This window comes from Paenibacillus sp. RC334 (genome assembly GCF_030034735.1).
Classification (GTDB): domain Bacteria; phylum Bacillota; class Bacilli; order Paenibacillales; family Paenibacillaceae; genus Paenibacillus; species Paenibacillus terrae_A.
Map to the genome: position 1 here is coordinate 4,542,067 of NZ_CP125370.1, position 12,097 is coordinate 4,554,163.

The window sequence follows — 12,097 nt, forward strand, 5'->3', positions numbered from 1 at the left end:
TGCAACCAAATGCAGATATTTAGTCCCGCCCTCCTTTGCTACGAAATAACAAAAAAAAGATGTCCCTCCACCATCACATGGCTTGCGGGACATCCTTTATTTTTTGTTCATCACGCCATGGCCCAGCCTGTCGGTCAGTCTGGGAGCAAGCTGATACAGCTTGAGAAAAGGAGATATCCACCGTGGCAGATTAACCTCCTCCTTGCGAAGCTCCATCGCTCTCACGATGTGCTGCGCCACCTTGTCCGGCTTTAGCATAAACCAGCCTACATTACGGACATATCCGCCCGAAGGATCAGCGAGGTCAAAAAACGGCGTGTCAATCGGTCCGGGATTAATCGTCGTTACCGTAACTCCGCTCCCGCGCAGCTCCTGCCGAAGCGCATTGCTGAACCCTAGCAGCGCATGCTTCGTTGCTGTGTAGGAGGACGATTTGGCTGTCCCGATTTTTCCCGCCATGGATGCCACATTGACGATCTGACCTGTACCTCTTGCCGTCATTTGCGGCAGAAACGCCTTGATACAACGGACAGCACCCATATAGTTCACATCCATCATTTGTTCAAACTCTGTCAGGTCTGTCTCATGAAAATACTCAAACTTCCCGTAACCTGCGTTGTTGAGCAAAATATCGACCCGTCCGTACTGCTCCATCACACGGGCAGCCACGGCCTCTACCTGCTCCTGACGAGTGACATCCAGAGGGATCAGCTCATGCCTGCCGCTAATTCCCGCCGACACTTGATCCAACCGTTCCTGCGAACGCGCTGTCAAAATAGGAATCGCGCCCTTTTCGCTCAGCAACCGTGCGCAAAGGGCACCAATTCCACTGGATGCCCCTGTAATGACAACCACCTTGTTTTGCAATGTACTCATGGTCATCCCTCCATATTAAAGAAACCTGCTTCTTTAATATTAAGAGATCATCACCTGAATATCCAGCTCACCGATTCCTTCCATCGTAAGCGGAATATAAAGGGCACGCTGAGGTACGAAGGAGGTCAAGTTTTCCGACTTCATGACCTGCGGAGGCGTAATGTCGACTACAATCCCCTGATTGGACAAAATCGTGCTGGCATTACCGCTGATCATATTGCCCAATTCCGAAATGGCGCTTTTGCCCATCTCATCAATTTCAGTCAAAACGAATCCGCCCATCATCGCCGAAACCATGCGCAACGCTACCTGTTCATTCAGGCCGAACACAATATTTCCGCTAAGCTGTCCGGTCATCCCGATCATAATCCAAATATGGTCTTCCACCAGCTCGACATTTTTCACACCGAGATCGCCGGGTGAGGGAGAGATTTGGATCAATTGTTCAATGACCCGCCGCGCCGACTCCAAAAAAGGATTTATCACTTCTGCCTTCACGATCATTGCGCCCCTTTACGATGGGCTTTTAGACACACAACAAAAGTCCCATTTTAATTAGAATTTTATTTTTCAAAATGATGCATAACGAATCAACCTTCAGTAAAATACTCTCTCTATCACTTATCGACAGCTATCCAGCAATTTTTTATAGCCGAATCACAAAAAATGTGAATAATGTCCTATTCCATTGCTTTCCATCGAATTCAAATGGGTTACTTTTGATGTATAGCAGGACTTTAGTCTTTATTTTCCAATATACCATACTTCACTGTGTTCTGCTTCGATTCATTGCCCTTCCCGCTCGAATAACCTATAATTTAATGAAATAAGCATAACGATGGTTTTACATATGCACATGTGGATTTGTGAAAAATCCTCAGGCTGTGCTGCTGCGACAGAATTAAGAAAAGAGAGGAGGAACTTCATGAACATCAGTCAACTTGAAACACTTATCATGATTTCCAAAACGATGAGCTTCCGCAAAGCCGGAGAACTTCTCAATTTGACGCAGCCGGCGGTATCCGCCCAAATCAAAAGTCTGGAGGACGAGTTCAAGACCATTCTGATCGACCGCAACCAACCCGTCACCCTGACCGACCGAGGGGCTGTTTTTTTGGAACATGCAGAGCGGATCTTGAGTGTTGTCGAGGAACTACGACAAAAATTGTACGATCTGAACGAAACGCCGCAGGGTCATATTGCGCTGGGCACTACGACGTCCATCGCCATTCAAATTTTACCACGTGTACTTTCCTACTTTCAGGATCAATTCCCGCTCATCAAAACCTCCATTCAATCCATGGCTTCCTCCATGATTTATCAACAGGTGGAAAACGGGCTTATTGATGTTGGCATCGGTTACTTGATCGAACGTAATCCAAATTTGAGCACTTCGATTTTGTATTACGATTCCTTTGAGCTTGTCGTATCGCCCACTCATCCGCTGGCCTCCCAACCGCATGCTACCATTGAAGCCCTTCGGGAAATTCCACTTATTCTGCTCTCACCCGATACGGTAGGACGAAAATTCGTGGACGATGTATTTAAAAAACACCAAATTGTGCCTCATGTCGTGATCGAATTGTCCAGCAGCGAGGAAGTCAAACGGATGGTCGAGATCAATCTGGGCGCTGCCATTATATCCAGGCTGTCGGTCACTCCCGAGCTACGTGCGGGTACATTGAAAATGATCCAGATTACCGAGCTGGAGGTTAGCCATCCGGTGGGAGTCATTTATAAATCCGGCCGATATCTGAACTCCGCTATGCAGCAGTTTCTAAGCGATCTAAAGGGTATGCCGGAAACCAATTTTATTAGTTCTGAATAGCGCACTCCGCTAGAAACACCATACGAAATACAAACCTTAAATACGAGAGGACGACATTCTATGAAATTTGATCTGCACACCCATCATTTCCGCTGCGGTCATGCAGACGGAAATATTCGGGACTATATCGAAGCAGGCATTCAGTCCGGTTTACAGGCAATTGGTATTTCAGACCACTCCCCCTTCTTATGCAGCGAGCAGGATCAGGCTTTTCCGAAAATTTATATGGCGAAATCACAGCTTGCCGAGTACGTAGAAGAGGTACAGCAGCTACAGAAGGAATACGAAGGCCGTATTGACGTGCTGCTCGGATTGGAAACAGATTATTTTCCTGATTTTGCAGAACTGTACCGTTCCACCCTGGCCCCTTATCCGTTCGACTACCTCATTGGGTCGATCCACAACGTTGAGGGAGACAGCATTTTTAATCGTAGCCGTTGGAATGACGTAAGTGATGCACGCAAAATCGAGGTCAAACAAGCTTACTATGCGCTCATTCAGGAATCTGCGCGGAGCGGTATGTTTCAGATTTTGGGTCATATCGACGCGATGAAGGGGAATTTCCCGGCTTTCTCAGATATTCCTGCCGATGAAGCGATTGATGAAACCTTGAAAGTGATTGCAGAATCCGATGTTGCCATTGAAATTAACACATCAGGCAAAACCAAGCTCAGTGGCGGATGGTACCCGTCCGTTCCTATTTTAGAAAGAGCGCATCATTTTGGCGTAGAGGTCACTTTTGGTTCAGATGCCCATAAACCTGCTCGGGTAGGCGATGATTGGGACGAAGTGAAGGCGATGCTGAAGGATATTGGCTTCCGCGAATGGGTTTATTTTAAACAAAAACGTAAAATTTCGGTGCCGCTTTAAAATTTGTTTAGGGTGGGAATTGCCGCTTCGCTGCCAACCACCTTAAACCACACGGCTCCATTATTTTAAATATTATTTACATTTTACGACATCTATGTGTGAGGAGAATTACATATGTATCTGGAAGACCCGATGGACAAGATCAAAAAGCTAAAGCACGATATCACGCGTTTTATGCTGATCTATAAATTTGCACTCGACGAAATGGAAACCAAGATTGAAATACTAAAGCAGGAATTTCAGGCGTTGCACGATTATAGCCCTATTGAGCATACCAAATCGCGCCTCAAATCCCCTGAGAGCATCATGAACAAAATGCTTCGTAAAAATAGTGAGCTTTCCCTCGCTGCCGTCAAGGATAACATTAAGGATATCGCGGGACTACGCATTACCTGCTCTTTTATTTCGGACATTTATGATGTAAGTGACATGTTACAGAGACAAAGTGATTTGAAGGTGCTGGAGGTCAAGGATTACATCAAAAATCCCAAACCAAACGGTTACCAAAGTCTGCATCTGTTGATCCAGGTTCCTGTATTCATGTCCGACTGCCAGGAGCTGGTCTGCGTAGAGGTACAAATTCGGACGATTGCGATGGATTTCTGGGCCAGTCTGGAGCATAAAATCTTTTATAAATACAACCAGTCCGTTCCTGAAAGCCTGACACGCGAATTAAAAAATGCGGCAGATTCAGCCAATGCGCTTGACCTCCAAATGGAACGTCTCCACCGTGAAATTAAAGAGATTAAAGACGCCCAAGGTGAAGAAGACTCTATTGAAGAGATTCGGAAGATTATCATTAATAATCAGCAATTTTCGGTGCCAGCCAACTTTTTGAAGCTGCTCGGAGAGTAATTGGACAGGCTTCGTTAGTGATTTCATCGCTACGCGAATGATTTGATCTTACGATCGCTGTTGCAACGGGATTCTCAGGTTTGTATAAGCCCTTTAAAGGATAGAATCCCATTGCAAAGGCGAACGCTTACGCATATTCGACACCTCTATAAAATTGATTATCAATAAGCATCTGTAGGCTGATCCAATCACCTCCAAGTGTCTTTAGAAACAGTTTGCCGTTAATTAATCTTCCCGTTCTGTACATACGCACTCCTCCTCAGTAAACAGTTAATAACCGGATACATATCGGTCGACTTCGTCCTCAGCCCTCTCAATCACTTGAATCAAAGTTATTTCAGGTTCCTCCTGTTTATATTGAATAGCCTTCTCACACGTACCTCCTACCCCTGCCCACTCCCAATACAGATGGATGTCTACGGACTCCAGAAAATATACAGATAAGGCTTCAATAGGATTTGCAACATACAAGTCCATAAATTCCTCGTCTGTAAGCTGATGATACCGAAGATATTCACCCTTCATATTGCAGAGTAGATTAAAAGTGTCTTGTTCGTTAATATAAATAGAACGGGCAATGAATTCATTGCGCCTTTCAACCGAGTTCAGTATGATTTGCATAGCGTTACGGATGTGCTCATCTTCGGGGCTGATATGAAACATTTGAATGAGATCGTTCGTGCTCAATTTGGGGTTAAACGGGGCTGGCTTTATGATTCGTGTCCACATATCAGTCTTTCCTGTCTCAAACACTTCAATAGCGTCCGAGACATTATAGCCAATCGTTTGCCATTTACGGTTCAGAGCATCAGTGATGTGATAATAATGTATCTCTTGGTCATCGCTCCCCACTTCTTGCGGCCAAACTGGTTCCATGCGAACAATGTCCAGAATGTGCTGTTTGTTGAGTTTGTTTCCTAGTGTAGTCATATGTATTTCCCCCGGTTCTTTTTGGTAAAATGGCAATAGTAAAGCCAAGGATATGATGCATATCCCCTTGTTAAGATAAATAGTATGTAAATCATTATTATACGTTCCTTAGTATATACTTTGGATAGTATAATGTCAACGGAGGTTTTAGATTTGCTGAAGGTTAAATTAAAGCTACATATTGTCATGAAAAATAAAGGGATCACTCAGACAAAGCTGTCTCAATTAACAGGAATCCGCCAAGCCACGATTTCTGACATGTGTCGTAATGCAAGACAAGAAATTAGCTTTCCCGTAATCGAAAAAATTGCTCATGCTTTGAATATTACGGATTTATCAGAATTAATCCAGTTAGAAGAAGAAAACTAATTGCTCTCAATTCAAGTTAGGAGATAAATCTAAGATGGAACTGATCATAAAACTTAAAGACGTTATGAAAGAAAGAGGCATCACTCAGTTACAATTAGCAAAAATGGCAAATGTCCGGCAAGCTGCAGTATCGGAATTATGCAGAAATGCTCGGGAAGAAGTGAATTTAGCTATGCTAACAAGGATCGCCATCGCTTTAGATATTAAGGACATATCAGAATTAATGCAATTCGATGAGACTGAGTAGAGAAATTATACAGGGATAACTGGAAGGATTAAATAAACTCCATGTGTGATGTAATTGAAGAAGCAGGCGTGTTATCAAATCAATTAAATTACTACTTTAAGGATTATTGAAACTCAAATTGCAACGAGCAAGCCTAAAATGGCATTGCTCGACATTGAAGCATGAGAATCTTTTTCGGGATACTACTCAACACATTTCTTAATTGCAAGCATAGTTCTGATCTTTGACAAATTCCTTCCAGATCCACTCCCGTCATGCCCTCCGTTACTTGAGCAAAAATAGAAAACGAAACATACTCATCAGGCGCCACCAAGTATCATATTTCGGTAAAGTTAGTGAAAAATAAGTAAACACATCCAGATCTAAACAAGGATACTTTCTTCCTTTTTACTACATGTGTCGAGACGATAGAAAGGGGTATATTCCTTTTTATTATATATATTACCTACACTATCAAAAGCCACTCTTTCTCACAACACCCCTTTTTCCAGATGATGGTTCTCTCTTCCCTTCACTTCTATTGACCCCACTAATTCAATATGAGCCTGTATTTAATTTACCCGAATCCATGATCACTATTAAATCAGCCCCCTTCCTGACTTTGAAAAGCAATTGCTCAAAATTACTATCAGCTTTCTACATTCCATTATTTAACATAGTAAATACACCAATCAATGGCTCATTCTGTAAACTAAATCTCTCTTTTAACCGATAAATACATATGCTGGACTGTTTAATAAATATCACCTCTTACCCTTTTGTACCTTGAATGAAAGCTTACTCGGAACATCTGTATCCGAATAAGAACGTTTTGTACCCAACAAACTCAGTGATACATATGGGTCTTAACTCAAAGTTGTATCCATCCATTTCTTCTATTCGTCAGACCCGAATTAAAAATGCTGCACTTTACTTTTGTAATCAGCCATCACATCTTAGAAAGGAGTCATGAACTCACTTGAGCGTATTGTCAGATGGAATCGGATATGAAAGCCTACGCTTTTATGGTCCCTTTCAGCCACAACATATTGAACAACTTCAAATAACACGTGCCATCAACGATCATACCTTTTTACATATCAGTGGTATGCTCTCCGAAGAACAGGGAGCCGCATGCATCGGACAAAATATGGAGCAAGAGCCGATTGTGATTCGTCAGTTGGATGATCAGGGACAATCACTGAGAAGATTGTTCCACGGGATTGTTACGCGCATGTCCGTACATTGTGTGCGAGGCGTGTATACGTTTGAACTGGAGGCCGCTTCCCATTCGTACCAGATGGATATTAAGAGTAAAAAGCGCTCCTATCAGGATATTCACCGCACTTATGATGATCTGGTCACCGCGATGGTTCGAAAGTATCAGTATGGAGACGCCATTGATACCGTAACTAATTATGCCAAGCTGGATACTTTTGTTTTACAATATGAGGAGACCGATTGGGCATTTTTAAAACGCCTCGCTTCCCGCTTTGGCTCCGTACTTGTGCCAGAGGTAACCGCAGCCTCGCCCAAGGTTTTCTTCGGGATGCCAGAAGGCAAGCAGCACAAAGTGGAACGGGATGTGTTTTACAGGGTACGAAAAACGTTTCATGAGTTGGATGCGGAAAAACCCGGAGAACAACGTGCTGGCTCGTATGTCACCTATACAATTGAAAGTCTGCAATACTATGCGCTAGGAGATCTCATCACGTTACCCATCGGACAAGGCAAAGAGTTGGTCGTGGTTCGGGCAGTGACAACGTTAGCGGATGGCTTACTGCGTACCTGTTATGATCTTCAAGCCGAACAGAATATTCGCTATGCCCGGTATGAAAACGATCAGGCTACCGGGATTTCGCTGACAGGAACGGTGCTCAAGGTACAACAGGATTTCGTACAGCTTCAACTGGATATCGACCCGAAGCAAGATCCTGCCAAAGCCTGCTGGTTTCCTGTAGCGACTCGATATGTAGCCGAAGAACATATTGGCTGGTACGATATGCCTGAAATCGGGGAACAAGTAGAACTGTATCTGCCTACACACCGCGAACAGGATGCCTATGTAACGGATTCGCTACGACAACAACGCCACACAAATGGACAGCCGAATGTGAAGGTTTGGCAACATGTGCAAGGTAGCGGCGTAGAAATGTCTGAGCAAGAACTGACCCTTTCCACCTCGGATGGATTTTCAATTACACTAAATGAAGATGGTGGCATCACCATCAACAGTCCGGGGGATGTACAGATTCAGGGTGGTCATGTGAAGCTGGATGCAGGTGAGGAACTGTCGTTAGAAGCTGGAACAGCCCTTTATCTAAAAGGTGGAGCCAGCAGCATGGTGCTGGATGGTGAGACGGATACCCATGCTCCAGTGATATATCAGGAAGGTACAGTGAAAGCTCCTGTTTTCGTAGCTGACCTCCCTCCTGTCCCTGAACCGCCGTTAATGAGCATCAAAGCATATGAGGCCGCACAAACCGTAACAGCCAAGAGCAGCCAAGCCCCTACTCCTAAAGCAAAAGTTACGACTCCAGCAGCGCTTCAACAGGCCAATGCTTTGTTGGGTATGGTATCCAAGCTATTAGGCTCCATTCCCATAGTTGGGAACGTAGCCAGTGTAATGTTGAATACTGTTGGTGGGCCAGCAGGTAAAGTGGCGGCAACGGTGTTACAAGCAACTGGAGCCATCCCTATTCGTAGTAAAGGAACTCCTACAGTTGGAGGAAGCGGTAAAGGAAGCGGAGTTCATCCGTTGAAATATTTGGCTGGTTTAGCCCTTGAGGGACTGATTAGTCATTATGAGCATGAGCAAGCTAAACAAGCTTACTATAGCAAGTGGATTTTAGGAAAAGCATATACGAGTGCGCGTCATTTGGCTGATTCCGGTGGACCATTGGAGCTGGTGCAGAACTTGCTGAAAGAGTCGAATGCTATGGCTCATGCCTATCAGCAGATTCCTGTGGAATTGAGACAACGCTGGAGAGCAAATTATGACAGCTACATGGCACAACAACCGAAACCACAAGTTGAGGAGCCTAAGTCCTTGTGGGATCGTTATCTAGATCATACGGGTAATGGTGAGATGGTAAAAGGCCAAATAGCCATGGATCAGGCACATGCATCTACAAAATCAGCAAACAGCCTAGTTGAATTATACAAAGGCATAGAGCAGGCTAATAACGTAAGGTACCAAAATCAAGGAAACTCCATTGGTGAATTTTTAGATTATTGGTCATTTGGTATACCTAAAGGATTGTATCAAGCCTATATGGAGCGTGCACGTAATCAAGGTAACTCTGGTAGTGACGCTATCAATTTTGGTACATTTGGAATAACAGAGGCTATACGTGGAGCTGTGACACCTGAAGATCCTTTGTCACCAGACCATTGGTCCAATATCATTAGTGTAGCAGCGATCGTTGAGGGAGCCGGATCATTTTTCAAGCCGAAAACCATACTAAATTCACCAGTTAAAGAACCTGTTCATCCAGGCCCTAAAATCATAAATGAAAAAACAGAGTCACCCCAACTCTCAAATCTGAAGCCCAATAAAGAGATAGAGATTGAGGGAGTGGGGAAAATTACTAATGTTGGTCGCATAGTTAAGGATGGAAATAAGACGAAATATACAAACCCTGCTGGTAATGAATTAACTTGGGTTGACCAACATCCGAAAAATATTAATCGGGATATTGATAATGCTCTAGATAGTTCAAACGTTGGTAAAGCAACTGAGGCAAAGGTTGCAGATTTTGTAAGAAAAGAAAAAGAAGTAACAGGGTTTGGACAGAAAGTTTTAAAAGATAATGGTGAAGCTGCTGGTGACTTAGATGTAGTTACAAAAGATGCGATTATCGAAGTCAAAGCATCAATTAAAGCGGTAAAGGACGACCAATTTAATAAGTTGACTCATACAAACCAGGACTATTTCTTTAATCCCGATAAGAAAAATGTTATTTTGTATATTGATAAACCTATGACTAATCTAAGACCTGAACACAAAATAATGCTAGAAAACATTAAATCTAAAGGAGTTACTATTGTTAACTCATTAGATGAGTTGAAGGAGGTTTTAAAGTAGAATGGGAACGTCAGCCTATATATTAATGAGTAAAAAAAAATATTCGCCTGAGCGACTTTTAGCTGATTCAATTATTTCTACTTTTCATGCAGATGTGATGCTGAACTTTCATAACAGTAAAAATTTTGGAAATAATGGACAACTTCTTTCTACAACATTGAATATCAATGATAGAATGGTACGAGAAAATAATTATTCGTTTATTTTTTATGTGGATTCAACGGATAACCCAAATCTTAATTTTTACTATAACGAAGATGTAGGCCTAGATTCTAATAATAAACTATACCAAGTAGGATGTATTGAGGATGTTTATGGTGTTGAAGCGTTAGTATTCCGGTTCATTTATGAATACCTCAAATTAAACTCAGATGATTATTTCTGGGTTGCAGATTATGATTGGGTTTACAGTTGGGAGGATATGCAGAAATTAAAATCCCAACCCTATGACCCAGACTGGTGTTATAAAAATCCAAAACTAATTTTCTAATGGTCAAAAAAATGTGAGTTTTAAAAAAACAAAGAATCATTCAATACAACCAACCATACTCTAAAAAACTTGACAAGAACACTTGAGAAGCTTTCAAAAGCTTATTCCAAACTTGAACCTTAAGTGAGGAATGAGCTTTTTGGCATGCCCAAGCTCAAAGGAGGAAGAAATAACCTCAATACTCTAAAACAATAACTTGCCATCCCTCCCCATCAGAGTTAACATACACACACTTCAACAACGGGAGGGGAAATGCGCTATGTCAAAATGGCCAGATTGGTTTCAAGAAGCATTACGCCAACGTTTTTATCAGTTGGAATTAGCCAGTGAGCAACAATCTTCTTGTTCATCAGAAGATGAGTATCTATTCACCAAAATGGATCAATTCAAGATTAACCAAGACGAGGATATCCAACATCTGTTATCTGAATGAGAAGAAGCCATAGGCTATCAACTAAGTCAGGAAACGCAAGCTGGAGGATGGAGACATCGACCATCTTATTTTTTTCATGCGGAACCCTTTCTTGTACTATTATTATAGAAAAATAATCCTTTCATCGTTCCGTTTCCTTTGAGAACATTATTCCGTCTATCTTAATAAAACCAATCCCTTAAGGAGTGATTCATGAATGAGAAAGATACTTGTATTAGGTGGAACGCGCTTTTTTGGAAAAAGGCTGGTAAAACGTCTGGTGGAGGATTCCGAGAATAACGTTACGATCCTCACGAGAGGTCAAATAAGCGATTCATTCGGTGACCGCATTCAGCGGATTATTGCAGATCGTAACGATGCAGAAGCGCTGGCTGAGGCGGTAGGTGAGCAGGTTTGGGATGTTGTCTACGATAATATTTGCTTTTCTCCAGATGAAGCCAGAGAAGCCTGCCGCATTTTTGATGCTAAAGCCAAACGGTATATTCTGACCTCCAGCTTATCCGTCTACGATCCAGGTCCAGAAGTGCTGACCGAGAGTATCTTCGATCCTCAGGCTTACCCGGTTCGCAAAGGCAGACAGGGCGATTTTACATATCAGGAGGCTAAACGGCAGGCAGAAGCGGTTTTCATGCAACAAGCTACGTTCCCGGTTGCCGCTGTTCGTTTTCCGATTGTATTAGGAACAGATGATTATACGAGAAGACTTCATTTTCATATTGAGCATGTTCGTGATGGAATAAAAATAGGCATACCGAATCCGGCAGCGCACATCTCGTTTATCCGTTCTGATGAAGCCGCAGATTTTCTGCTTTGGCTTGGTCAATCTCATTTGACAGGACCCGTAAATGCTTGCTCGGACGGTACTGTGAAGATTGGAGAACTCATTTCCACCATTGAACAGTTAACTGGAAAACAGGCCGTGATTCAAGAAAAAACAGCCGACGAGCACATGTCTCCATTTGGTATTACACAATCGTGGTACATGGATACAACTAAAGCCCGATCAGAGGGGTACTCCTTTCTTTCCCTGACCGAATGGCTTCCTGAGCTGATAAGCGACCTGAACTGTACCTATGAATCATAGTAGTAACTTGTAAATCGCACGTAGCTACAATAAAAACAAGACAAAAAAA

The 12,097-nt window shown here is 42.8% G+C and carries 12 protein-coding genes; 9 read left to right on the top strand and 3 right to left on the bottom strand.

Going from position 1 to position 12,097, the window contains the following annotated elements:
• Window positions 1-96 precede the first annotated feature (96 nt).
• Together QMK20_RS20860 and QMK20_RS20865 are read right to left on the bottom strand one after the other, a co-directional pair.
• On the bottom strand, window positions 97-876 hold the full coding sequence (locus QMK20_RS20860; protein ID WP_283653144.1) for an SDR family NAD(P)-dependent oxidoreductase: 780 nt from the start codon (window positions 874-876) through the stop codon (window positions 97-99).
• 39 nt (window positions 877-915) lie between these two features.
• The gene (locus QMK20_RS20865; protein WP_283653145.1) at window positions 916-1,374 is read right to left on the bottom strand and encodes a chemotaxis protein CheX; all 459 of its coding nucleotides are present in this window, start codon (window positions 1,372-1,374) and stop codon (window positions 916-918) included.
• Between the two features lie 427 nt (window positions 1,375-1,801).
• On the opposite strand from QMK20_RS20865, the gene QMK20_RS20870 reads away from it, so the two are divergent.
• From QMK20_RS20870 to QMK20_RS20880, 3 genes are all read left to right on the top strand, one after another.
• Window positions 1,802-2,704 carry a LysR family transcriptional regulator gene (locus QMK20_RS20870; RefSeq protein WP_014277800.1) on the top strand — a complete coding sequence of 301 codons (903 nt, stop codon included), beginning with the start codon at window positions 1,802-1,804 and terminating at the stop codon, window positions 2,702-2,704.
• 60 nt (window positions 2,705-2,764) lie between these two features.
• Window positions 2,765-3,574: a histidinol-phosphatase gene (locus QMK20_RS20875; protein ID WP_283653146.1), complete on the top strand. Its 810-nt coding sequence runs from the start codon at window positions 2,765-2,767 to the stop codon at window positions 3,572-3,574.
• A gap of 114 nt (window positions 3,575-3,688) precedes the next feature.
• Complete coding sequence (locus QMK20_RS20880) at window positions 3,689-4,429, top strand: GTP pyrophosphokinase (RefSeq protein WP_283653147.1); 741 nt, start codon at window positions 3,689-3,691, stop codon at window positions 4,427-4,429.
• Between the two features lie 270 nt (window positions 4,430-4,699).
• Here the strand turns inward: QMK20_RS20880 and QMK20_RS20885 are convergent, their stop codons facing one another.
• A complete protein-coding gene (locus QMK20_RS20885; RefSeq protein ID WP_283653148.1) occupies window positions 4,700-5,359 on the bottom strand; it encodes a hypothetical protein in 660 nt (219 codons plus the stop codon).
• 153 nt (window positions 5,360-5,512) lie between these two features.
• Here QMK20_RS20885 and QMK20_RS20890 point away from each other — a divergent pair, with 153 nt between their 5' ends.
• The 6 genes from QMK20_RS20890 to QMK20_RS20915 all read left to right on the top strand — a co-directional run bounded on the left by QMK20_RS20890 (window position 5,513) and on the right by QMK20_RS20915 (window position 12,048).
• A complete protein-coding gene (locus QMK20_RS20890) occupies window positions 5,513-5,728 on the top strand; it encodes a helix-turn-helix domain-containing protein (protein WP_283653149.1) in 216 nt (71 codons plus the stop codon).
• A 34-nt stretch (window positions 5,729-5,762) separates the two neighbouring features.
• Window positions 5,763-5,975, top strand: a complete 213-nt coding sequence (locus QMK20_RS20895) for a helix-turn-helix domain-containing protein (protein WP_283653150.1) — start codon at window positions 5,763-5,765, stop codon at window positions 5,973-5,975.
• Between the two features lie 958 nt (window positions 5,976-6,933).
• Window positions 6,934-10,041 carry a contractile injection system protein, VgrG/Pvc8 family gene (locus QMK20_RS20900; RefSeq protein ID WP_283653151.1) on the top strand — a complete coding sequence of 1,036 codons (3,108 nt, stop codon included), beginning with the start codon at window positions 6,934-6,936 and terminating at the stop codon, window positions 10,039-10,041.
• Between the two features lies 1 nt (window position 10,042).
• Window positions 10,043-10,531: a hypothetical protein gene (locus QMK20_RS20905; RefSeq protein ID WP_283653152.1), complete on the top strand. Its 489-nt coding sequence runs from the start codon at window positions 10,043-10,045 to the stop codon at window positions 10,529-10,531.
• 259 nt (window positions 10,532-10,790) lie between these two features.
• A complete protein-coding gene (locus tag QMK20_RS20910; protein WP_283653153.1) occupies window positions 10,791-10,964 on the top strand; it encodes a hypothetical protein in 174 nt (57 codons plus the stop codon).
• Between the two features lie 196 nt (window positions 10,965-11,160).
• On the top strand, window positions 11,161-12,048 hold the full coding sequence (locus QMK20_RS20915) for an NAD(P)H-binding protein (RefSeq protein WP_283653154.1): 888 nt from the start codon (window positions 11,161-11,163) through the stop codon (window positions 12,046-12,048).
• Window positions 12,049-12,097: the final 49 nt, after the last annotated feature.

Excerpts from the sequence above, each read along its gene's own strand:
- QMK20_RS20885 (WP_283653148.1), bottom strand. The coding sequence starts at position 5,359 with ATGACTACACTAGGAAACAAACTCAACAAACAGCACATTCTGGACATT.
- QMK20_RS20875 (WP_283653146.1), top strand. The coding sequence starts at position 2,765 with ATGAAATTTGATCTGCACACCCATCATTTCCGCTGCGGTCATGCAGAC.
- QMK20_RS20880 (WP_283653147.1), top strand. The coding sequence starts at position 3,689 with ATGTATCTGGAAGACCCGATGGACAAGATCAAAAAGCTAAAGCACGAT.
- QMK20_RS20905 (WP_283653152.1), top strand. The coding sequence starts at position 10,043 with ATGGGAACGTCAGCCTATATATTAATGAGTAAAAAAAAATATTCGCCT.
- QMK20_RS20860 (WP_283653144.1), bottom strand. The coding sequence starts at position 876 with ATGAGTACATTGCAAAACAAGGTGGTTGTCATTACAGGGGCATCCAGT.
- QMK20_RS20895 (WP_283653150.1), top strand. The coding sequence starts at position 5,763 with ATGGAACTGATCATAAAACTTAAAGACGTTATGAAAGAAAGAGGCATC.
- QMK20_RS20870 (WP_014277800.1), top strand. The coding sequence starts at position 1,802 with ATGAACATCAGTCAACTTGAAACACTTATCATGATTTCCAAAACGATG.
- QMK20_RS20910 (WP_283653153.1), top strand. The coding sequence starts at position 10,791 with ATGTCAAAATGGCCAGATTGGTTTCAAGAAGCATTACGCCAACGTTTT.
- QMK20_RS20915 (WP_283653154.1), top strand. The coding sequence starts at position 11,161 with ATGAGAAAGATACTTGTATTAGGTGGAACGCGCTTTTTTGGAAAAAGG.